Annotated in this window: 20 protein-coding genes; 15 read left to right on the top strand and 5 right to left on the bottom strand. The window is 71.3% G+C overall.

Going from position 1 to position 22,571, the window contains the following annotated elements:
• Positions 1-62: 62 nt before the first annotated feature.
• Positions 63-575, bottom strand: a complete 513-nt coding sequence (locus AAFF41_RS29275; protein WP_319751550.1) for a 2-oxo-4-hydroxy-4-carboxy-5-ureidoimidazoline decarboxylase — start codon at positions 573-575, stop codon at positions 63-65.
• 357 nt (positions 576-932) lie between these two features.
• Between AAFF41_RS29275 and AAFF41_RS29280 the strand changes: the two genes are divergently transcribed.
• The 9 genes from AAFF41_RS29280 (at position 933) to AAFF41_RS29320 (ending at position 9,875) form a co-directional block, all read left to right on the top strand.
• The gene (locus tag AAFF41_RS29280; RefSeq protein WP_343324879.1) at positions 933-2,567 is read left to right on the top strand and encodes a beta-N-acetylhexosaminidase; all 1,635 of its coding nucleotides are present in this window, start codon (positions 933-935) and stop codon (positions 2,565-2,567) included.
• 121 nt (positions 2,568-2,688) lie between these two features.
• The gene (locus AAFF41_RS29285; protein WP_343324880.1) at positions 2,689-3,414 is read left to right on the top strand and encodes a DUF4328 domain-containing protein; all 726 of its coding nucleotides are present in this window, start codon (positions 2,689-2,691) and stop codon (positions 3,412-3,414) included.
• Positions 3,415-3,537: 123 nt separating this feature from the next.
• Entirely contained in the window at positions 3,538-4,041 is a 504-nt protein-coding gene (locus AAFF41_RS29290) for a hypothetical protein (RefSeq protein ID WP_060901438.1), read from the top strand.
• A 75-nt stretch (positions 4,042-4,116) separates the two neighbouring features.
• Entirely contained in the window at positions 4,117-4,716 is a 600-nt protein-coding gene (locus AAFF41_RS29295) for a hypothetical protein (RefSeq protein ID WP_343324881.1), read from the top strand.
• A 120-nt stretch (positions 4,717-4,836) separates the two neighbouring features.
• Positions 4,837-5,232: a hypothetical protein gene (locus AAFF41_RS29300; RefSeq protein ID WP_060899930.1), complete on the top strand. Its 396-nt coding sequence runs from the start codon at positions 4,837-4,839 to the stop codon at positions 5,230-5,232.
• Between the two features lie 112 nt (positions 5,233-5,344).
• Complete coding sequence (locus AAFF41_RS29305) at positions 5,345-6,817, top strand: DHA2 family efflux MFS transporter permease subunit (protein WP_343324882.1); 1,473 nt, start codon at positions 5,345-5,347, stop codon at positions 6,815-6,817.
• Positions 6,818-6,966: 149 nt separating this feature from the next.
• Complete coding sequence (locus AAFF41_RS29310) at positions 6,967-7,557, top strand: RNA polymerase sigma factor (RefSeq protein WP_319751544.1); 591 nt, start codon at positions 6,967-6,969, stop codon at positions 7,555-7,557.
• A 615-nt stretch (positions 7,558-8,172) separates the two neighbouring features.
• A complete protein-coding gene (locus AAFF41_RS29315) occupies positions 8,173-8,847 on the top strand; it encodes an RNA polymerase sigma factor (protein WP_319751543.1) in 675 nt (224 codons plus the stop codon).
• Positions 8,847-9,875, top strand: a complete 1,029-nt coding sequence (locus tag AAFF41_RS29320; RefSeq protein WP_319751542.1) for a hypothetical protein — start codon at positions 8,847-8,849, stop codon at positions 9,873-9,875. The genes AAFF41_RS29315 and AAFF41_RS29320 overlap by 1 nt, the downstream gene beginning before the upstream one ends.
• A gap of 365 nt (positions 9,876-10,240) precedes the next feature.
• On the opposite strand, the gene AAFF41_RS29325 is transcribed toward AAFF41_RS29320, so the two are convergent.
• Complete coding sequence (locus tag AAFF41_RS29325) at positions 10,241-11,086, bottom strand: L,D-transpeptidase family protein (protein WP_319751541.1); 846 nt, start codon at positions 11,084-11,086, stop codon at positions 10,241-10,243.
• A gap of 228 nt (positions 11,087-11,314) precedes the next feature.
• Here AAFF41_RS29325 and AAFF41_RS29330 point away from each other — a divergent pair, with 228 nt between their 5' ends.
• Together AAFF41_RS29330 and leuE are read left to right on the top strand one after the other, a co-directional pair.
• Positions 11,315-12,895 (top strand): acyl-CoA mutase large subunit family protein, encoded by a 1,581-nt coding sequence (locus tag AAFF41_RS29330; RefSeq protein WP_343324883.1) that lies wholly within the window; start codon positions 11,315-11,317, stop codon positions 12,893-12,895.
• 241 nt (positions 12,896-13,136) lie between these two features.
• On the top strand, positions 13,137-13,790 hold the full coding sequence (leuE, locus tag AAFF41_RS29335; RefSeq protein ID WP_060901432.1) for a leucine efflux protein LeuE: 654 nt from the start codon (positions 13,137-13,139) through the stop codon (positions 13,788-13,790).
• A gap of 197 nt (positions 13,791-13,987) precedes the next feature.
• Here leuE and AAFF41_RS29340 read toward each other — a convergent pair whose 3' ends face one another.
• The 3 genes from AAFF41_RS29340 to AAFF41_RS29350 form a co-directional block, all read right to left on the bottom strand.
• Positions 13,988-15,112, bottom strand: a complete 1,125-nt coding sequence (locus tag AAFF41_RS29340) for an acyltransferase family protein (protein ID WP_343326374.1) — start codon at positions 15,110-15,112, stop codon at positions 13,988-13,990.
• Positions 15,113-15,336: 224 nt separating this feature from the next.
• Positions 15,337-16,671 (bottom strand): alpha-2,8-polysialyltransferase family protein, encoded by a 1,335-nt coding sequence (locus AAFF41_RS29345; protein WP_319751538.1) that lies wholly within the window; start codon positions 16,669-16,671, stop codon positions 15,337-15,339.
• Entirely contained in the window at positions 16,668-17,648 is a 981-nt protein-coding gene (locus AAFF41_RS29350) for a glycosyltransferase family 2 protein (protein WP_319751537.1), read from the bottom strand. The genes AAFF41_RS29345 and AAFF41_RS29350 overlap by 4 nt, the downstream gene beginning before the upstream one ends.
• 198 nt (positions 17,649-17,846) lie before the next feature.
• On the opposite strand from AAFF41_RS29350, the gene AAFF41_RS29355 reads away from it, so the two are divergent.
• From AAFF41_RS29355 to AAFF41_RS29370, 4 genes are all read left to right on the top strand, one after another.
• Positions 17,847-19,154, top strand: a complete 1,308-nt coding sequence (locus AAFF41_RS29355; RefSeq protein WP_143602714.1) for a DUF6716 putative glycosyltransferase — start codon at positions 17,847-17,849, stop codon at positions 19,152-19,154.
• A 71-nt stretch (positions 19,155-19,225) separates the two neighbouring features.
• Positions 19,226-20,458: an N-acylneuraminate cytidylyltransferase gene (locus tag AAFF41_RS29360; RefSeq protein WP_319751536.1), complete on the top strand. Its 1,233-nt coding sequence runs from the start codon at positions 19,226-19,228 to the stop codon at positions 20,456-20,458.
• 14 nt (positions 20,459-20,472) lie between these two features.
• The gene (locus tag AAFF41_RS29365) at positions 20,473-21,411 is read left to right on the top strand and encodes an N-acetylneuraminate synthase family protein (protein WP_143655605.1); all 939 of its coding nucleotides are present in this window, start codon (positions 20,473-20,475) and stop codon (positions 21,409-21,411) included.
• Positions 21,412-21,491: 80 nt separating this feature from the next.
• Positions 21,492-22,571, top strand: coding sequence for a hypothetical protein (locus AAFF41_RS29370; RefSeq protein ID WP_319751534.1), 1,080 nt, complete (start codon positions 21,492-21,494; stop codon positions 22,569-22,571).

The following is a 22,571-nucleotide window of genomic DNA, read 5'->3' on the forward strand; positions in this document are numbered from 1 at the left end:
CATCGTAGCGACGACTTGTCGGAACGTTTACAGCGGCCCTATCTATGTGATCAAACTGGCAATCAATCAGGCACGTTCGGGCTATTCCGGACGGTCCAGGACGCCGCGTCCCCGAGGAGGCGCGTCAGGCGCCCCCTGGCCAGACGGCGCAGCTCCTCCGCCGTGACCAGCCGCTCCTCTTCGGGATCGTTTGTCAATCGTGATCGGATTCCGGCCAGCACCTGATCCAGTGATTCCTCCGGGGAGAAGTCGTCCAGACAGATGACGAACACGTGCCCGAATCGGCTTTCGTAGGCCGCGTGGGCCGCGCTCAGGGCCGTGTGGGCGGCGGAGTAGGCGCCGTCCGGGAGCAGCGTGAGGGACTCGCCCGCGAGGGCCTCGGTCAGGTCGGCCGGGGTGAGGTCGTAGCCCGCCTCGTCGGCCGCGGCCAGGAAGGCGTCCAGGTCCGGGTAGGGCCGGTGATCGGCCAGCCGGTGGGCCCAGCGCAGGCTGCGGCAGCAGGTCAGGAGCGCGCGCACGACGGAGTCGGCGGGCGCTGAGTTGAACGGCTCCAGGCGCGCCGGGGACGACGGCACGCTCTTCTGCTGGGGTGGGGCGACCTGGCCGGGGAGGCGTGGAAGACGGTGCGACGGCAGCGTGGGTCCTCGGCGGTGGGATGTCGACGGGATGCCGTGACGTCCTGTGAACGTCACGTGTGGTGCGGCAGGGGAAGAAGTGAGAGTCGTGCCACCACGTTATCCATGATTGACGGGAGGTGTCCGACGGATGCCCGAATGTCACCCGGACGGGAGAGTTTCGGAGCCTGCGGTGGACGGGTGACGTGGAGAGGGGGAGCGTGGAACGTCCGGGGGGGTACGACGTGAGGTGTACGAGGCGCTCGATGCGTACGTCAGGGCGTGGGCCTCGGTTACCGAAGCGAAGGGCGTGGTGCGGTGAGCACGGGCAGGCGACGACGGGCGCCGGTGCAGGACGGGAAGCGGCCGGTACTGATAGCGGTCGGGGTGGCGGTGGTGACGGGTGCCGTGGCGGCGACCGTCACGCTGTGGCCGTCCGGTGACGCCGGCGCGCCGACCGGGGCGAGCGTCACTCCGGGCCGGACGGCGGCCGGGGCCGCGCCCCCACCGTCCCCCACACCGACCCGGACCTACCCTCTCTCCCGGGCCCCGCGCACCATCCCCGCCGTGCGCGAGCACACCCCGGCGCGCGGCCCCGGCTGGCGTCCCGCGGCGGGCGCCCGCGTGGTCGTCGACGACGCCGCCCTCGCCGACGAGGGAAAGCTGCTCGCCGACGAGCTGAAACTGTCGTACGCCGGACAGACGGGGGCCAAGGACGGTGACGTCGAGCTCGGCCTGAACAGCGGCGGCGCCGACCCGGAGTCCTACACCCTGACCGTCAAGAACCGTCGGGTCACCATCTCCGCGCCCGGCGAGGCGGGCGTCTTCTACGGCACCCGCACCCTCAAGCAGGAGGTGCACGGGGGCGGTACGGCGCCCGAGGGCGTCGTGCGCGACCAGCCCGCCAAGCCACGCCGCGGGTTCATGCTCGACATCGCGCGCAAGCCCTACTCCGCGGCCTGGATAGAGGACCGGATCCGGGAACTGGGCGATCTGAAGTACAACGAACTGGGGCTGCACTTCTCCGACGACCAGGGCTTCCGTATCCAGTCGGACACCCACCCGGAGATCGTGTCGAAGGACCACCTCAGCAAGACGGACGTCCGCGACATCGTCGCCCTCGCGGAGAGCCGCCACATCCATGTCGTCCCCGAGATCGACTCGCCGGGCCACCTCGGCGCGGTGATCGCCGCCCACCCCGACCTCCAGCTGCGCAGCGTCGCGGGAACCGCCCCGCGCGGCACCGTCGACATCTCCAAGCCCGCCGCGGCCTCCCTCGTCGACGACCTGCTGAACGAGTACGCCGGTCTCTTCCCCGGCCCGTACTGGCACCTCGGCGGCGACGAGTACCAGGCCCTGACCGTGGCCAGCCCGTCGACCTCCTACCCTCAGCTGGCCGCGGCCGCCAAGCAGGCCTACGGCCCCGGCGCCACCGTCGCGGACCTCGCCACCGGCTGGCTCAACGCCCGCGCCCAGGTGGTGCGCGGCCACGACCGGACCGCACGGGCCTGGAACGACGGGTTCTTCCGCGGCGGCACGGTCCAGGCGGACAAGGACCTGGAGGTCGCGTACTGGACGGGCAAGGAGCTCGGCGCGCGGCCGCCCGTCGAATACCTGAGCGCGGGCCGCAAACTCATCAACTACAACGACGAGTACCTCTACTACGTCCTCGGTGAGCCGCAGACCTTCGTCTACCCGACCGGGCAGCGCATCTACGAGCAGTGGACCCCGCTCGTCGTCCGCGGCACCACACCGGTCCCCGCCAAGTACGACGGCCAGATCCTCGGCGGGAGCTTCGCCGTCTGGTCCGACCGCGCGAACTCCCAGACCCAGGACCAGGTGGCGGCGGGGATCAGGATGCCGCTGCGCGCCACGATCCAGAAGCTGTGGGACCCGGGCCGGCCGACGCTGTCCTGGACGGACTTCAAGAATTTGGCGAACCGGCTGGGCTGAGGCGTATCTTCCCTGGTGATTCGTGTGCCGGGTGTGCCCCTGGGGAGGAGCGCGCCCGGTTTCTTCCACCGGCACGGACTCATGTGCCGGTGATTCGGGGGGTTTCATGTCCAGTACGCCCATGCCCGTGCCCGGGGGCACCACGGCGCCGCCGCACGGGGATGCCTGGCTGCGCTCGCCGGTGGGTCTCGGGAGGGCGGTCGCGGTGCTGCTCGGCATGGTCGTCGCCGTGGGTCTCCTCGCGATCTGGGCGGGCGTCAAGGTCTACGACGTCACGGGCACCATCGTGGACGGCGAGGTCGGCGAGGCGGTCCAGCGGGACGCGGCCCACGCGGACTCGGTCATGGCCGCGGTCGGGGTCGTGCAAGTGGCCTCCCTGGTCGCCACGGTCGTCGTCTACCTCGTCTGGTTCCACCGGGTGCGGATCAACGCCGAGGTGTTCGACCCGTTCGGGCACGAGATGGGGCGCGCCTGGACGGGCTGGGGCTGGTTCGTGCCGGTGGTGAACCTCTGGTTCCCGCGCCGGATCATGCTCAACACCTGGGACGCGAGCCGTCCCGCCGGCACCCGCACCTCACACGGGCTCGTCAACGCCTGGTGGGCGATGTGGATCATCACACTGGTCGTCGGCCGGACCGGGTTCGTCCGTTACCGCAGCGCCGAGACCGCCGCGGAGCTCTACGTCGCCGCGGGCGACGTGTTGTTCGCGGACGTCACCGGCGTCGTGGCCGCCGTACTCGCCATCCTCGTCGTCCTGCGGCTGACCCGGATGCAGAACGAGAAGGCCCTGCGCGGCCCGGTCCCGCCCGGGGAGCCGGTCCCGGCGGCCGTCCGGGACCACCGCTGACCGTCGGCGTTGGGCCGTCGGAGGCAGGCGGCGCGCCGGTTCGGCCGATTCCCTGGCCAATTCACTTGGCCCTGTGGTGTATTCGGCGCGGCCGAACCGAAACACCACCGGGGGGAAACCGGCATGGGCTACTGGGGCTACTACGTCGTGGGCAGAAGCGAGCGGCCGCTAGCGGAGCTGGACGCGCTGGGCGCGGCGCACGGGATGGTGCTGCGGACCACGGCGCCCGACGGCTGGCAGGTCTGGGAGTACCCGAGCGGTGACGGCGACGTCGGGAGCATGAACACGCTCGCCCGGGAGACCGGCGCGCCCGCGCTCTTCGGGTACGTCATGAACAGCGACTGTGTGGTCGTCGAGGCGGCCGGTCCCGGGAGCGGCGCGTGGACGACCTGTCTGGCGCGCACGGCGATGGCCGCGCACCTGGGGCAGGGCGAGGAGGGGCTCACCGTCGACGACTACTTCCTGGAGCCCTCCGACGCCGCGGCACGGGCCGTCGCCTGGGCCGCGGAGGCCGGGCACACGGTGGTGGCCGAGCCCCTGCTCGCCGTGCTGACCGCGGACGCCGACCCCTTGGCCGAAAACCTGCTCTTCCGGTTCCTCGACCGGCTCGGAGTGGTGCCCCTGTGACACTCCCGCTCCGGAGCACGCAGTAAGGGAAAGTGCGGGCTCCGTAAGCGGGAGCGCCCTGTCGAGGGAGGCGTGATGAGCCTGGTGGACCTGATCGCTCGGGCCGACGAGCGTGGTCTGGCGGCGAGCGGGCTGGCTTGTTTGGATCGGTGCGTACCGCTGCTGGGCGGCGACGACGAGGTTCTGCGACCGCTCTGGTCGAGCCTCGCGGACGGCGGCGCGGACGGCGACGCCTGGGGTGAACGGCTCGCCAAGGCACGGGCGGAACTGGACTGCGCCGACCCCTCCGCCGACACCGTCCCCAGCCTCGTCCCCGCCCCCGGATCCGGCTCAGGAGCCGAGACCGCGACCGAGGCCGCCGTGAGTGACGAGGACCGTGCCGCCGCACTCGCCCGCCGCATGCTCGCCACCGCCCCCGGCGACCCCTGCGCGTCCGCCCTGCGCGCCTGGGCCGACGCCTGTTCGGCGGCGGCCCTGCAGATCCACCGGCTCCTCGATGTCGCCGCCGACGGCGACGGCCCCCTCGTCGCGGCCGAACGGCGCCGCCAGGTCGCCGTCCTGGAACTGCTCGCGGGCCGCGGCGCGGGCGGCCTGCGACCCGCCCTGGAGGTGTCGACGGAGGGGCGGCGCGTCCTGCGCGCGGTGGTGTCGCGCCGGGCGCGCGGACGGTCGTAAACCTGTTTCCCTGAGGGGTTCCTGTGACCGTCTCGGGGCCGGAGATGGGGGTCCTGGGCCGGTGTCGCGAAGGTGCCCGGGACGCGTGACGAATCCCGTCCGGAAGGCGCTCTTCCGAGTGTGAACGCTACGAGTGCGAACCCGATCCGGGCGACCAGGCCCTCCGCCGCGACCAAGCCCGTGCGCTGGGCCGCGGACACCGTCGCGACGATGCGCGAGGGCGCACGGCTGCGCCTCGACTACTCGGCGCAGAGCCTGTGGCGCGTCGACCGGCTGATCGAGGAGATACGCCGGGAGGGGGCGCCGTACGCCGCCCTCCACACCGTGCTGCGCGGCTTCGGCGCGTACGCCGGTGAGGTCGTCGTCCGGCGCACCGGCGCCGAGTGGTGGGAGACGGGCGGCGAGCACTGGCTGCGCACCCCCGACGGGCGCCTGTGGGATCCCATCGACGAGGCCCGCCGCTGCTACGCGGGCGACGGCTCGCTGCGGCTGCTGTGCCGCGAGGCCGTGGGATAGGGGGAAGCGTGCCGAACGGCGGCGAGATTGCCGGTTCTTAAGGTACGCGACCGTTCCCAAACGGCGGTCTCCGGAGTGAACATGAGGACAACCGCCGGACCCGGGAGGCCTCGTGGCCGACAACCGCCGTTGGTGGGCGCTGGTCGTCATCGCGCTCGCCCAGTTGATGGTCGTCCTCGACATGACCATCGTGAACATCGCCCTGCCCTCCGCCCAGAGCGACCTGCACATGTCGGACGGCAACCGGCAGTGGGTCATCACCGCGTACACCCTCGCCTTCGGCGGACTGCTGCTGCTCGGCGGCCGGATCGCCGACCTCGCGGGTCGCCGACTCACCTTCATGATCGGCCTGTTGGGCTTCGCCGCCGCGTCCGCGCTGGGCGGCGCGGCCGCGAACTCCGGGATGCTGTTCGGGGCGCGCGCCCTCCAGGGCGTGTTCGCCGCACTGCTCGCTCCCGCCGCCCTGTCGCTGCTCACGACGACGTTCACCGACCCCGCGGAACGCGGCAAGGCGTTCGGCGTGTTCGGCGCGATCGTCGGCGCGGGCGCGGCGTTCGGGCTGCTCGCCGGCGGCTTCCTCACCCAGTACCTGGACTGGCGCTGGTGCCTGTACGTCAACGTGCCCATCGCCCTGGTCGCGTTCGCCGGCGCCCTGGCGGTGCTCAGCGGCGGCGGTCGCTACGAGGACGCGCGCCTCGATGTGCCGGGCGCGGTGCTCGGCTCCGCCGGAATGCTCTCGCTGGTCTACGGCTTCTCGGAGGCGGAGTCGAGGAGCTGGGGCGACGGACTGGTCCTTGGACTGCTGGCCGCCGGGGTCGTGCTGCTCGGCGTGTTCGGTCTCTGGCAGACCCGCGCCCGGGTGCCTCTGCTGCCGATGTCGGTGGTAAGGGACCGGCAGCGGGTCGGGGCGTTCCTCACCATCCTCTTCGTCACCATCGGGATGTTCGGGGTCTTCCTCTTCCTCACCTACTACATGCAGCGCGTGCTCGGGTACTCGCCGATGAAGACCGGACTCGCCTACCTCCCCATCACCGTCGGCATGATCACCGGCTCCACGCAGGTCGCGGCCCGCCTCCTGAACCGGGTCCCGCCGCGCGCCCTCATCGTCCCCGGGCTGCTGCTGGCCGCGGGCGCGCTGGCGATCATCGCGCAGGTCGGGGTGGCACCCGCGTACGTCTCGCACATCCTGCCCGGCATGCTCATGCTCGGCCTCGGCATGGGCACGGCGATGATGACCTCCATCTCGCTGGCCACGGTGAGTGTCGCGCCCCGGGACGCGGGCGCGGCCTCCGCCACCTTCAACACCGCCCAGCAGGTCGGCGGTTCGATCGGCACGGCGCTGCTCAACACGATCGCCGCGAGCGTGACGACCCGGTACGCGACCGCGCACGCGGCCCCCGGCGTCGACCGTCGCGCCCTCGCCTCCAGGGCCGCCGTGCACGGCTTCAACGTGGCCACCTGGTGGGCGATGGGAGCGTTGCTGCTGGCCGCGCTGATCGCCGGGTTCGTGGTGAACGCGGACCGGATGCCGGCCTCCCAGGCGCGGCCGGCTCCGCTGCCCGAACCGGTGGAGACGGACGCCTGAGCCAGGACGTGTTCCGAGGGACGCCCGGGGTGCCTGACGAGCTGTGACATTTATGTGGGGCCCGACGCAGATGACCACGTGGGCGTCGACACGGCCGACCGTGTCGCACGGTGCGCATTCTGACCGACTCGGGGCGAACGAGGACAGCGTTGGGCCAGGGAGGGGAACCCCGCCGCGTACAGGTGTACGACGGTGAGCTCGGTGCGGCCGTGGCGCGGGCGCAGCAGGGGGACGAGGCGGCCTTCGCGCTGGCGTACCGGATCGTGCAGCCCGGACTGCTCGGGTACGTGCGCGGGATCGTCGGGGACGACGCGGAGGACGTGGCGTCCGACGCCTGGCTGGAGATCGCGCGGGACCTCGGGCGGTTCAAGGGGGACGGGGCGGGGTTCCGCGGCTGGACCGCGACCATCGCGCGGCACCGCGCGCTCGACCATCTGCGGAGGCAGAAGGTACGGCCCAGGGCGACCGGGCTCGAGAACGACGTACTGGAACTGCCCGGCACCCACAGCACCCCCGACCAGGCGCTGGAGAGCCTCTCCACGGAGCGCGCCCTGGAACTGGTCGCACGGCTGCCCCGCGACCAGGCCGAGGCCGTACTGCTGCGGGTGGTCGTCGGGCTCGACGGTCCCGCCGCCGCCCGTGTCCTCGGCAAGCGCCCGGGCGCGGTCCGCACCGCCGCCCACCGTGGCCTCAAGCGCCTGGCGCAGCAGCTCGGCGCCGACGGGGAGTCCGGGGTGTGACGCCCAACGATCCCTGGACGCCAAGGGATTCGGGACGAGCGTCGGGAAGCGGTCGACCGAGGACGGGCAGGGGCGGGCAGGGGCTTGGGGGAGAACGGGACCTCCCTCGACGTGTTGCTCGCCTTCGCCGTAAGGGGTGTTCCCGTAGATCCGGAGGCCGAGGGGCGGGCCGTCGCCGCGTACCGGGCCGCTCGCGAGGGCGGGGCGCAGGGGGCGCGGACCCGGTGGCGCGACGACTGGCGACCGCGCGAGCAGCGCCGACCGGGGCGCAAGTTCAAGGAGAGTCAGAAGGCCGATGGCAACGGCCGGGGCCGCCACCCCCCACAGGAGAGGCCCCGACCGTCGCGCGGCACGGGCCGCGCGGCGACCCGTACTCTCTACAGCGCCGCGGCTGCGTTTTCTGTCACACCTCGCTGTGTCACCAGTTAGTTGCATCCTGTACGAACATGGACGGGGAGCGGTTTCAGGCCGTAACGTGCCATTCGCGCCGGGGTGCGGAGGACGGACAACCACACCCATGAGGGGCCTAGGACCGCATCCACCAATCGAGGAACCACAACGGCGAGCAGCCCGGTCCGCGAAAGCGGCGCCGGCTTAGGCGCAGAAGGGCGCGCGGTGCTGGGGGACGACGCGGAGCTGACCGCCGCGGTGCTTGCGGCACAGGACGGGGACGAGACCGCGTTCCGGACTGTGTACCGCTCGGTGCACCCACGGCTGCTCGGATACGTACGGACGCTGGTCGGCGACCCGGACGCGGAGGACGTCACGTCCGAGGCCTGGCTGCAGATCGCCCGTGACCTGGAGAGGTTCAGCGGTGACGCGGACCGCTTCCGTGGCTGGGCCGCCCGGATCGCCCGCAACCGCGCCCTCGACCACATACGCATGCGCGGGCGCCGCCCTGCGATCGGCGGTGACGAGACGGAACTGACCGCGAAGGCGGGGGATTCCGACACCGCGGGCGAGGCGATCGAGGCGCTGGCCACCAACAGCACCCTCTCGCTGATCGCCCAACTCCCCCAGGACCAGGCGGAGGCCGTCGTACTGCGCGTGGTCGTCGGCCTCGACGCCAAGACCGCGGCCGAGACCCTCGGCAAGCGCCCCGGAGCCGTCCGCACCGCGGCGCACCGCGGTCTCAAGCGGCTCGCGGAGCTGCTCGGCGCGGATCCGGAATCCGCCGGCGGCCTCGGTGCCGTCCCCCCACAAAGAGAGTCACGAACAGAGTCGCGCACACGCGCGGTGACGTCCGCGGGTGTGACGCATACGCGTTCGCGGACGCAGAAGGACATGTGATGGCCGACGAGCAGGACAAGTGGCTGGACCCTGACGCCGCGGAGCGTCTGCTGCGTGGTGAGCCGCTGGAAGCCGTCGACGCCGACACCCAGGGCCGGGCCAAGCGGCTCGCCGACGTGCTCGGTGCGCTGGCCCCCGAACCCACGCCGACCAGTGCCGAACTCCCCGGCGAGGCTGTCGCGTTGGCCGCGTTCCAGCGGGCTCGCGCGGACCGCAACGGTGAGGTCGCCCAGCGCGGCGGACGGGTGCGCCCGGGGGCCGCGGCCCACTCCGCCGATGCGGGTCTCGTCCGGCTGGGCCGTCCGGGTCCGCCCCCGCGGGGGCCCCGTTGGGGCCGCCCGGTGCGCCTCGGGATCGTCGCCGCGCTGGCCGCGGGGATGATCGGCGGGGTCGCCGTCGCGGCCGGAACCGGAGTGCTGCCGACTCCGTTCCGTGACGACTCGCCGCACCCGGCCGCGACGATTTCCGCGGCACAGACACCGCGGCAGCCGTCCCTCTCGCCGTCGCCGGAGGCGTCGAAGGGCGACGGTTCCCAGGTGCCGGTCCCGGGCGCCACCACGAGCGCGCCGGCCGGTGCCGGTTCCGGCGACGACGAGGCCCAGGGGCCCGGCGCGCCGAGCGGACAGCCCGACTCCTCCGACGCGGGGCGGTCGGCCCGCGCCCGCGAGTGGTGGGCCAAGACACGCTCGTACTGCCGCGACGTGCTGGACGGCAAGACCCTGGAGTCCGGCCGCAGACGTGTCCTGGTGGACGCCGCGGGCGGCGGTTGGCGCGTGACGAAGTACTGCAAGGGCGTCCTGGGCCGGGCGGGCGACGGCCGGGGCGATCAGGGCTCGGACTCCGGCTCCGGCCAGGGGGCCGGGGGCGGTTTCGGCGACGGTTCGGGCAGCGGCTCCGATGGCGGGGACAACGGCGGTGACGGCGACGGCCACACAGGCTCCGGCGGTACGGGGAGCCATCAGGGCCACAGCGGGATCCTCGCCCCGTCGCCGAGCTCGGTCGTCGCGCCGCTGCGGTCGGCCCTCTGAGCAGCCGCTGAGGCCGGCCCTCCGGTCGGCCCTGAGGCCGACCCTCCGGGCAGTCGCCGCTGTCGGCCCTCTGGGCGAGCTTTCGGCCATCCGGCCCGGGCGTGTTCTCAGCCACGCGAACTCCGAGAACCCTGCAATCTTCCGTCTGACCTGCGGTTTCTTACTCCCTCGGAAATTTCTTCCGCCCGGGTGTGACGTTTTCGGCCGCGCCGACGCAGTACTGGGTGAGCCGACTGGTCATCGGCCGTCGCACCGAGCCGGGGTTCCCCCCGTACCCAGGCCCGGTGCACATCGGCGCGGGCGGGACACGTTCCCCCGGTCCCGCCCGCGCCCCATCACTCCTTCCGCCCCCTCCGGGCCGGCCGTCACCAGTAGACGACGACCTTGTCCCCGTTCCGGACCTGGGCGAACAGCGCCGCGATCTTCCCCTCGTCCCGTACGTTGACGCAGCCGTGCGAGGCGCCGTAGTAGCCGCGGGCCGCGAAGTCGGGGGAGTAGTGGACCGCCTGGCCGCCGCTGAAGAACATCGCGTACGGCATGGACGTGTGGTAGATCGTCGACACGTGGTAGCGGGATTTGAAGTAGACGCTGAAGACACCTTCCCGGGTCGGCGTGTACTGCGAGCCGAACCGCACGTCCATCTCCGAGACCGTCCTCCCATCGATCATCCAGCGCAGGGTGCGGCTCGTCTTGCTGACGCACAGCACTCGGCCCGTCATACAGCGCGGGTCGGGCCGCGCGGCGGGCTGCCCGCCGTACGGGTACAACTCCCACGCGGCCGGCTTGTGCGTCATCCCCCGCAGCCGCTCCCAGGTGACGGCGTCCAGCTCGCCGGTCCGCGGCAGCCCGCGCTTGCCCTGGAACCCCTTCACCGCCGTGACCGTCGGGGTGTCGTACGTCCCCGTCGGCGCCGGGATGAGCCAGGCGAGCTGGTGCAGCCGGGCCTGGACCTCACGGACGTCGTTCCCCTTGTCGCCGCGGGACCAGAGGACCTTGGCGGCGGCGGACGGCGTCGTGCCGCCCGGCCTGTCGTCCCCCGGCGTGGCCGAAGGGTCCGTCTTCGAGGCGGACGGCGGCGTGTTGCCCCGCGTGCTGCCCGACGTCTTTCCCTGCGTGCTCCCGTGCGCGTCCACGGCCTGGGCCGTGCAGCCGCTCACCGCGACGAGTGCCACGAGGGCGGCCAGCGATCTCCCCATACCAGTCGTACGCATTCCAACCCCCGGTGCGTCGTCGTGTCCCCTGAGATGCTCCCCACGCGCGCCCGGTTGCGAACGACGCGCCATCCTGGGGAATGAAGCGTGTGACCAATGAATCCTGAGAGCCATGAAGCCTGTGAGCAAGGTCCCAGCGCGGTCCTCTCCATCCCGCGCACGGCCGCCGCTACAGTCCGTGGCGAGGGTCGGACCTACCAGTAAGTAACTTCAGCGGGAGGCACAGCAATGGCGCGCGAGTCGGAGTCCGGACTGCCCATCGAACCCCTCTACGGACCCGAGGTTCTGGAGGGCTGGGATCCGGCCGAGAAGCTGGGCGAGCCGGGCGCGTACCCCTTCACCCGCGGTGTCTACCCGTCGATGTACACGGGCCGCCCGTGGACGATGCGCCAGTACGCGGGCTTCGGCACGGCCGTGGAGTCGAACGCGCGCTACAAGCAGCTGATCGCGAACGGCACGATGGGCCTGTCGGTCGCCTTCGACCTGCCCACCCAGATGGGCCACGACTCGGACGCGCCGATCGCGCACGGCGAGGTCGGCAAGGTCGGCGTGGCCATCGACTCGGTGGAGGACATGCGGATCCTGTTCGGCGGCATCCCGCTGGACAAGGTGTCCACGTCGATGACGATCAACGCTCCCGCGGCGCTGCTCCTGCTCATGTACCAGCTGGTGGGGGAGGAGCAGGGCGTCCCGGCCGACCAGCTGACGGGCACGATCCAGAACGACGTGCTCAAGGAGTACATCGCGCGCGGCACGTACATCTTCCCGCCCAAGCCCTCCCTGCGGCTGATCGCGGACATCTTCAAGTACTGCAAGGCCGAGATCCCGAAGTGGAACACGATCTCGATCTCCGGCTACCACATGGCCGAGGCCGGTGCCTCGCCCGCGCAGGAGATCGCGTTCACCCTCGCCGACGGCATCGAGTACGTCCGCACGGCCGTGGCCGCCGGCATGGACGTCGACGACTTCGCCCCCCGCCTGTCCTTCTTCTTCGTCGCCCGTACGACGATCCTGGAGGAGGTCGCGAAGTTCCGTGCGGCCAGGCGCATCTGGGCGCGGGTGATGCGGGAGGAGTTCGGCGCGAAGAACCCGAAGTCGCTGATGCTGCGCTTCCACACCCAGACCGCCGGGGTCCAGCTGACCGCCCAGCAGCCGGAGGTGAACCTGGTGCGCGTCGCGGTCCAGGGCCTGGGCGCGGTCCTCGGCGGTACGCAGTCGCTCCACACCAACTCCTTCGACGAGGCGATCGCGCTCCCGACGGACAAGAGCGCGCGCCTGGCCCTGCGGACGCAGCAGGTCCTGGCGTACGAGACGGACGTGACGGCGACGGTCGACCCCTTCGCCGGCAGTTACGTCATCGAGAAGATGACCGACGACGTCGAGGCGGCCGCGGTCGAACTGATGGCGAGGGTCGAGGAGCTGGGCGGCGCGGTGTCCGGGATCGAGCACGGCTTCCAGAAGGGTGAGATCGAGCGCAGCGCCTACCGGATCGCGCAGGAGACCGACTCCGGTGAACGGGTCGTGGTCGGCGTCAACCGCTTCCAGCTCGACGAGGAGGAGCCGTACGAGCCCCTCCGCGTCGACCCGGCCATCGAGGCCCAGCAGGCCGAACGCCTCACCAAGCTCCGCGCCGAGCGCGACCAGTCGGCGGTGGACGCGGCCCTCGCCCACCTCAAGAAGGCGGCCGAGGGCACGGACAACGTCCTCTACCCCATGAAGGACGCCCTGCGCGCCCGCGCGACGGTGGGCGAGGTGTGCAACGCGTTGCGGGGGGTTTGGGGGGCGTATGTGCCGTCGGATGCGTTCTGAGGGTGCCGATCCGGATACGTTCTGTGAACGGGGTTCATCCGGGGAGGAGTTGGCGCGGCGGTGTCGTCACAGAGGCGGACGACTGTCATCGAGGCCGAGGCCTGGCTCACCCGTGAGCTGGAGGGGTGTGCCCGAGTTCGTCGGTGTCACGCTCGACCTCTCCGTCGACACCCTCCTCGACGGCGACTGACCACCGACGTCCGAAGGTGGAGTGTCGTACTCTCGTGCGACACTCCACCTCATGCTTGGTGTTATCGACCTCCCGACCTATCTCGCGGGACTCGTGCTGATCGTTCTGCTTCCCGGTCCGAACTCGCTGTACGTGCTGTCCGTCGCCGCCCGCAAGGGCATACGCACGGGATACACGGCCGCCGCGGGTGTCTGGTGCGGGGACACCGTGCTGATGACCCTGTCCGCGGCCGGAGTCGCCTCGCTGCTGCAGGCCAACGCCGTGCTGTTCGGGATCGTGAAGTACGCCGGGGCCGGATATCTGACATGGCTGGCGGTCGGGATGCTGCGCGCCGCGTGGGGCATGTGGCGCACCCGGCACGAGCGGGCCGAGGAGAGCGAGGCCGCCGCGGCGCCGGCCGCCGAGGAGCGGCCCTACCGGCGGGCGCTGGTGATCAGCCTGTTCAACCCGAAGGCGATCCTGTTCTTCGTCGCCTTCTTCGTGCAGTTCGTGGACCCGGGCTACGCCTACCCGGCCCTCTCCTTCGTCGTCCTGGGCGCCTTCGCCCAGCTCGCCAGCTTCCTGTACCTCACCGCGCTGATCTTCAGCGGGACGAAGCTGGCGGCGGCCTTCCGGCGGCGCAAGCGGCTCTCGGCGGGGGCCACGACCGCGGCGGGCGCCCTGTTCCTGGGCTTCGCCGTGAAGCTCACCCTGGCCAGCGCCTAGGACAGCTCCTCGGCCAGGTCCTGGGACGCCCAAGCGCCTCGCGCACTCCGGCAGCCTCGAAGCCGTGTCGCCCGTCCACCCCACGTAACCGTCGGGGCGGATCAGGAAGAGGCGGCGTCACCGAGGAACAGGGGGTTGGCCGACTTCCCTCGGTCGGCCGCGGCGGGCGCGGAGCTGTTCGAGGACTACGACCGGCCCTACGGCCGAGGCGTCCCCACGGTCGGCCGGGGCTTCGCCAGCGCCGTGCGCAGTTGGGGCGTCAGCCAGTTCTCCACGTACCGGTTCAGCAGCCAGGCCAGGAGCAGCATGCTCGCCGCCGTCAGCAGGAACGTGGCGTACGACGGGATGTGCAGCCCCTGGTGGAGGGCCTTGATGACGACCCAGCCCAGGTGCTCGTGGACGAGGTAGAAGGGGTACGTCAGCGCGCCCGCGACCGTCAGCCAGCGCCAGTTGGCCCAGCGCAGCCAGCCCAGGGCGATCGCGGCGACCGCGACGTAGCCGAAGGTGACGACGAGGACGATGCCGTAGGTGGTGCGGTAGGAGAAGCCGCCCGCCTGCGGGGCGTGCCACAGCCCCTGCACCGCGTAGTGCTGGCCGATCAGCCAGCTCACGGCCACGATGCCCCAGGCGTACACGTCCTTGCGGTCGCGGTGCACCAGGTAGAGGCCGACGCCGCCGACGAAGTACGGCGCGTACTCGGGCATCAGGACGATGTCCAGCAGCGGCATCTTGGCGCCCTGCGCGATGACGTAGGCCAGCGTCCAGCCGGCGCAGAACATGATCACGCGGCGGCGGTTCGCGCCCGGCAGGACGATGCACAGCGCGAAGAGGGCGTAGAAGCGGACCTCCGCCCACAGCGTCCAGCACACGCCCAGCACCCGGTCGACGCCGAGCGGATACTGCAGCATCGTGAAGTTGACCAGGGTGTCGCTCGGCGAGACCGTCTTGAACGCGACCATCGGCAGCGCGAACACCACCGTCACCAGGATGATGGCGGCCCAGTACGCGGGCAGCAGCCGGGAGGCGCGGGAGGCGAAGAACGAGCGCAGGGGGCGGCCCCAGCCGCTCATGCAGATGACGAAGCCACTGATCACGAAGAACACCTGGACGCCCAGGCAGCCGTACGCGAAGTACCCGTGCAGCACGGGGAACTGGTGGCGCGGCGAGCTGCCCCAGGCCTTCGCGACCTCGCCGTCGCGTCCGCCGTAGTGGTACGCGGCCACCATCAGCGCGGCGACCAGCCGCAGTCCGTCCAGTGCGCGCAGCCGCGTCTCCCGGCGCTTGGCCGGTATCGCGGGGGGCGTTGCGTCCGTGGGCGGCAGGACGGTGCGGGCCACGGTGCCCGTGGAGGCCACTTGGACGGCCTCGCGCGAGTCGATCACAGGTTTCCCCTCAACGGGACTCAGTGGACCCACAGCACACTAATCCGATCAATAAGGTTTACCTGGCCGTCCGACCGACGATTCGCCCGACGGTCCCTACGCGTTCACTCGCACGTCGTTTCGGGTTCCTGGGCCGGTTCGCGCGGCCCGGCCCAGGAACCGGATCAGCGACCCACCGCCCGCTTCAGCGAGCGCGCGCGGCGCGCCACGCGGCGCACGGTGGCGTTGCGCGGGATGAACGCCAGCTGCGCCGGGACCGCGCCGGGCAGCGCCAGCGAGGTGAGGCGCTTGCGCTTGAAGTAGCGCCGGGTGTGGTGGTTCAGATGCCTGGTCAGGTAGGTCTCGGCGGCCGGGCGCAGGTCCGGGTAGATCTTCGGCTGCATCGCGAAGCCGACGGCCCGGACGAGGTCCGTCAGGGCCGTCACGTCCATGCTCCGGCGCTGCTCGTTGACCGCCGACTCGTCCGTCAGTTCGGGCAGCAGTGCGTCCACGATCGTGACGGGGACGCGGTTGCTGTTCTCGTACGGCGTGAGACGGTCGAGGAGGGGGCCGGTGCCGACGCGGGCGACCGGCAGGCCGTACAGCGCCGACGCGGTGAGCAGCGCGGTGGAGAAGCAGCCGACCACCAGGGCGGGGTGCATCCGCTGGTAGAGCACCTCGGCGAGGACCGGGGTGTCGAGCACGGTGAGGTCGGCACCGAGCTTCTCGGCCTCCTTCTCCAGCAGGCGCGACCAGCGGGCCGGGGCCGAGGGGTGCGGCTTGAACACCACGCGCGTGTGGCCGAGCGCGAGGGCGCCCTTCAGCATCCGAACGTGGAGGTTCTCCTCCTCCTCGGCGGTGAGGATGTCCAGCGCGGAGAGGTACTGGCCGAGCAGGAGGGCCGGTTCGTCGACGAAGGGCAGCTCGTCGCCGGTGTCGACCAGTTCGGCGAGCACCTTCGAGAACGCGTCCGTCGGCACGATCTCCGGCTCGACGCCGAATTCGGTGAGGAGCAGCGGCTTGAGGCCGGGGACGAGGTCCAGATGGAGCAGGCGGGTCACGCGCGTGCCGACCAGCGGGTCGATCTTGTTGCGGGTGGGTCCGTAGCTCATCAGGCCGTCCGCGTACACGGTGACGGGAGCGCCCATGAAGATCTGCGAGATGCCGAGTGCCGGGTTGACCTGGATCGACTCGACGGCCAGCTCGATGTCGTCGTCGCCGAGGTTCCAGGCGAGCCGCAGGTGCCGCTCCCACAGGGGGACGTCGTCGAGCCGAGGGGCCCAGCCGCCCGGGTGGAAGGGGGAGATGGTCTCGTTCCACGAGATCACGTCGTCGAAGCGGCCGCGCAGCTGCTCGAACCCGGGCATCTCGTCGAGGCCGGGCGTCGTCTCGGGCGTCGCCGCGTTGTTGGAGACGAGCAGGATGCGCCGGTCGGCGGGGCGGAAGCAATCGCTGTCCAGGGCCGCGGCGAGCGTGGCCGTGCCGTACAGCGTGGACGCCATGAAGATCTGGGTGGTCACGCGGCCACCCCCGTGGTGGAAGCCGGACGGCGGCGCAGCCGGCGCAGCCGCGTGGCGCGCTGCACGTCCATCGAGTCGAGGGCGTCGTCGAGCACGTCCTGCGGCATGTTCCGCAGAGCGACGGCGCTCATCGACTTCAGTTTCCGTGCCACTGCCGGCTCGAACCTTTCGATGGATCCCAGATGATGGGAAATAATCGCGCAATAGGTGCGCACGGCCTTGGGCAGGAGTTTTTCGGCGTCGCGGTCCGCCGCGGTTTCCGCCACCACCTGGTCGAACGCGCGAATGAAGTCGAGCTGACGCACGTCCCCGATCTGGGTGAGGGAGGAGGCCACGCCACGTCGGTAGAACACACCGAGAAGCCCCACCGTGGCGAAGGATTCCGCCTCCCGGTGCAGTTTCCAGATCCAGGGCCGGTCCTCGGCCGTCCGCAGGCCGTCGGTGAAGTGCAACAGCCCCCGGTCGACCAGCCGGCGGTGGTAGATGCCCGCCCAGGCGTAGGCGTAGTCGACGGGGGTGGAGCGGTCGGCGGGCAGTATCGCGTCGCGGGGGTTCAGCACCACTCCGCGCCGGCCGTGCGGGACCCTGTGGATGGTGCGGGCCCGCGCGGTGCACTGGACATGGTCCGTACGGACGAAGTCACAGCCCAGCTGCTCGATGGAGGCAACGAGTTGTTCGTAATAGCCGGGGGCGAGCCAGTCGTCCCCGTCGAGGAACGTGAGGTATTCGCCGTGCGCCGCGTCGATGCCCGTGTTGCGCGCGGTCGCCAGTCCTCCGTTCTTCTCGTGTCTGACATACACCGCGCCCGGGAGCTCGCGCTCCGCGCGCGCGAGAATGTCCGGAGTCTCGTCTCGCGAACAGTCGTCCACGAGAACGAATTCGAAGTCCTCACGTGCGTTCGCACGCAGGCTCTTCAAGGTGTCGGGTGCATATTGCTGCACGTTGTAGAACGGCACGATGACGGAGAGCTTGACCACCCACGTGACGTTAGGCGGCAGCCCGGCATTCGTCTTGACCGTTGGTGAGATGTCAGGTGAACGACGCGTGGCGAAGCCGTGAACCCAGCTGATTTCCGGCTGGAGCACGGCCTGATTCGCCATTCGTCGATGTGCTGTTAACCGTTTGTTGCATTCAGGTTGGGCCGCAACTCGGAATGGCTTCCTAGCGTCTTGGACGTGCCAGCAAGTACCAGGAAGTCCCTGCGGGTCGCCGTTCTCGCGGATTCCGACACCCGGTGGAAATGGGGTTCGCTCACCGCGAATCGCATTTCGCCGACTGAATCGGACATTCTGCTCGACGGTTATCTCCTGCGTGGCCGAGCCACCCCCACCGCCCGCCAGCTCGAAGAAGTCGGCGTCCGCGCGGATTCCCTCCGCGAGGTCACCGCCGTCGAATTCCTGCGCGCCATGGAAGGGGAACCGTACGACGTCCTCGTCATCGCCCTCGTGGGCGGCGGTGTGCAGGCGATCCTGCACGGGCTGGCCCACGTCTGGGAGGGGCGGAGCAAGCGGCCCGTGGTCGTCACCGGCTATGTCGGCGTCGTCTACGAGAAGCTCGCCGACGGCCTGCTGCTGCGGCACGGCGCGGACCTCGTCCTCGCGAACTCCCGACAGGACGCGGAACGGTTCCGGGCCGTGTACGAGGGAGTGGGCGCCGACGCCTCCTCGGTGACGGAGGTGGCACTGCCCTTCCTGGGGGGCGCCGCCTACGAGAAGCACGACCCGTACACGGTCGTCTTCGCCGCCCAGCCCTCGGTCCCGGAGAACCGCAAGGACCGTACGTACCTGCTGAACCGGCTGATCCAGCACGCCCGCCTCCACCCGGACCGCGAGGTGCTGCTGAAGCTGCGCTCCAAGCCGGGCGAGCACACCACGCACATCGAGGAGCTGCCCTACCAGAAGCTGGCGCAGAAGACCGATCTGCCCGCCAACTTCCGGCTGGTGTACGGCCACATGGGCGAGGTGCTCGACCGCACCGACCTGCTGGTCACCATCAGCTCCACGGCGGCCCTGGAGTCCCTGCACCGCCGCATCCCCACCGTCGTCCTCAGCGACCTCGGGGTGCGCGAGGCGCTCGGCAACCACCACTTCGTGGGCTCCGGCTGCCTCGCCTCCTGGGACCAGCTCGACGCCGGACACGAGCCGGCCCCCGACCCGGTGTGGGTGGCCCGGCAGGGCGTCGCCGCCGACGGCCGGTACGAGACGGCCTTCGACGAGGCGCGCGCCCGGATCACCGGCCTGCTGGCGGCCCCCGGACTGCTGCCCCTCGCCCCCTACTACACGCCCGTCACCGCCCCCGGGTACCTCCCCGGGATCCTCGCCCGCCACCACCTCGCCCCGGACGGCAGCCCGCTGCCCGGCGCCCCCGCGGCCGACAAGGAGCCCAGCCCCGTACGGCAGATCGTCCGCCGGGCGGCCCGCGGCGCCTACCGCCACGGAGTGCAGCGCGTGGCCCCCGTGATCCGGCGGATGGGGGAGCTGTGACCACCGCCGATCGCTCGGGCCTTCCGCCGATCCCAAGCCTTCCCCGTGTCCCTCGTCAAGGAGAACAGCGCATGACCAACTCGGAAGCGGGTCACGCGGCGCCGGTGCGCCGGGTGCTCGCGGTGATTCCCGCGCGCGGCGGCTCCAAGGGCGTCCCCGCCAAGAACCTCCTCCCGGTCGGCGGAGTGCCGCTGGTGGCCCGCGCGGTGCGCGAGTGCCGGGCGACGCGGCTCGTCACGGACGTCGTGGTCTCCACCGACGACCAGGCGATCGCCGCCGCCGCCCGCGAGGCGGGCGCCGAGGTCGTACTGCGCCCCGCCGCCATCGCCGGTGACACCGCCACCTCCGAGGCCGCCGTCCTGCACGCCCTGGACGCCCACGAGGCGCTGCACGGATCCGCGGTCGACGTGGTCCTGCTCGTCCAGTGCACCAGCCCGTTCATCACGCGGGAGGACATCGACGGGGTCGCCGGGGCGGTCGTCGAGAACGGCGCCGACACCGCGCTGACGGTGGCCGACTTCCACGGCTTCATCTGGCGCGACGCCGCCGACGAGTCCACCGAGGGCGGCAACGGCGTCAACCACGACAAGTCCTTCCGGCCCCGCCGCCAGGACCGGCCCCAGGACCTCCTGGAGACCGGCGCGGCCTACGCCATGGCCGCGGCGGGCCTGCGCGAGCACCAGCACCGCTTCTTCGGCCGCACGGAGCTCGTCCGCACCGACCCGGCCCGCGTGCTGGAGATCGACGACCCGCACGACCTCGCCCGCGCCCGCGCGCTGGCCCCCCTCTTCGACGCGAACCGAGCCGGTTCGCTTCCGACCGCGGAGGACATCGACGCGGTCGTCCTCGACTTCGACGGCACCCAGACCGACGACAGGGTGCTGATCGACTCCGACGGACGGGAGTTCGTCTCCGTGCACCGCGGAGACGGCCTCGGTATCGCCGCCCTCCGCAAGAGCGGGCTGACGATGCTGATCCTGTCCACGGAACAGAACCCGGTGGTCGCCGCCCGGGCCCGGAAGCTCAAGATTCCGGTCCTGCACGGCATCGACCGCAAGGACCTCGCACTGAAGCAGTGGTGCGAGGAGCAGGGCATCGCGCCTGAGCGCGTGCTCTACGTCGGCAACGACGTCAACGACCTCCCGTGCTTCGCCCTCGTGGGCTGGCCCGTGGCGGTCGCGAGCGCCCACGACGTCGTGCGCGGCGCCGCACGCGCGGTCACCACCGTCCCCGGCGGCGACGGCGCGATCCGAGAGATCGCCAGCTGGATCCTCGGCCCTTCTCTCGACTCCCTCGACAAGTAAGGAACTTCTCCACCATGAGCACCAACTCCCGTCTGCGCCAGTTCGGTTCGAAGACCGCCGGCCCCGGCCACCCCGTCTACGTCGTCGGCGAGATCGGCATCAACCACAACGGCGAGCTCGAGAACGCCTTCAAGCTGATCGACGCCGCCGCCGAGGCCGGCTGCGACGCGGTCAAGTTCCAGAAGCGCACCCCGGAGATCTGCACCCCGCGCGACCAGTGGGACATCGAGCGCGACACCCCCTGGGGCCGCATGACCTACATCGACTACCGCCACCGCGTGGAGTTCGGTGAGGACGAGTACCGCCAGATCGACGAGTACGCCAAGAGCAAGAACATCGACTGGTTCGCCTCCCCGTGGGACACCGAGGCCGTCGCCTTCCTCGAGAAGTTCGACGTCCCCGCCCACAAGGTCGCCTCCGCGTCCCTCACCGACGACGAGCTGCTGCGCGCCCTGCGCGCCACCGGCCGCACGGTCATCCTCTCCACGGGCATGTCGACCCCGAAGCAGATCCGCCACGCGGTCGAGGTCCTGGGCAGCGACAACATCCTGCTCTGCCACGCCACCTCGACGTACCCGGCGAAGGCCGAGGAGCTCAACCTCCGCGTCATCAACACCCTCCAGGCCGAGTACCCGAACGTCCCGATCGGCTACTCCGGCCACGAGACGGGCCTGCAGACCACGCTGGCCGCGGTCGCCCTGGGCGCCGCCTTCGTCGAGCGCCACATCACCCTCGACCGCGCGATGTGGGGCTCCGACCAGGCCGCCTCCGTCGAGCCGGGGGGCCTCACCCGCCTCGTCCGCGACATCCGCACCATCGAGGCCTCCCTCGGCGACGGCGTCAAGAAGGTCTACGAGTCCGAGCTCGGCCCCATGAAGAAGCTGCGCCGCGTCACCGGCGTCGTCGCCGAGGCCGAGATCGCCGCGGCCGCGGGCGAGCCGGTCACGGTCTGAGGTCCTGACCTCCAGAACCCCCCACGCGTTACCTCCCACCTCCCTACGACAACTCCTCACGACAGGACGGTCGTACGTCGATGAGCCCCCGCGCCGGATCCACCGGCCCCCACACTCTCGCCTTCGTCGAGAGTCCGGTACAGCTCCTGAACGTGCTGGAATGGGCGCACACCTCCGCCCACCACGGCACGGCGCCCGGCGCGGGGCTCACCCTCGTCGTCCTGTCCCCCAACGACCCGATGACCCGTGGCCAACTGCGCCGCATGGCCGAACTGGCCCGCGACGAGGGCCACTCGGTCCGCTGGGAGGAGGCGCGCGGTGGCACCACGGCGCCCTTCCACACCATCGGCGGCCTCGCCCCGCTGCTGCGCAGGGCCCGCCGCATCGTCATGGGAGACCCGTTCTCCCGCTATGTGCAACTCCTCCTGACCATCACCCACGCTCCCGACCTGGTCGTGGTCGACGACGGCACGGCGACGATGGAGTTCGTCGCCCAGCTCGCCCGTGGCGAACGACTGGTCCGCTGGCACCGCAAGGGTGGCCGCCCGGGCCCGCGCGACCTGCTCTTCGCCCCGGTGTCCTCCTTGGCCAGGCGCCGGCTGACGCCCAGTGAGCGCCGTACGGTCGAGGTGTTCTCCTCGATGCCGATCGACGAGACCCCGATCGGTGTGCGCGTCAGCGCCAACGACTTCTCCTGGACCCGGGCCCGTTTCGGGCCGCCCCGCCTCACCAAGGGCGCGGACCTGGTCGGCACGTCCCTCGTCGAGACGGGTGTGGTCGACCCGGACCGCTATCTCCAGGCGGTCCGCACCCTCGCCAAGTCCCACGGCGCCACCCGCTACTTCGCCCACCGCCGCGAGAGCGTCGAAAAGCTCCACCGGCTGGCCGCGGAGACGGGCCTGGAGATCGTCCGCCCCGATCTCCCCCTGGAACTGATCGCCCGCCGCGGCCCCATCGGCCGCACGATCCTCAGCTTCCCCTCCACGGTCGTCCACACGCTGCCGCTGGCCCTGGCCGGCACCGAGGTCCGCGTCGCCGTCTGCGACATCGACCCGGCCTGGCTGACGGAGAACGCCTCTCCGCGCGCCCAGGGTTTCCTGTCCGGGGTGACGGGAACGGCACGGGACGTACACCGGTTGTCGGCGGTGACGTCGGCGTAG

The sequence above is a fragment of the Streptomyces mirabilis genome (assembly GCF_039503195.1).
Lineage (GTDB): Bacteria > Actinomycetota > Actinomycetes > Streptomycetales > Streptomycetaceae > Streptomyces > Streptomyces mirabilis_D.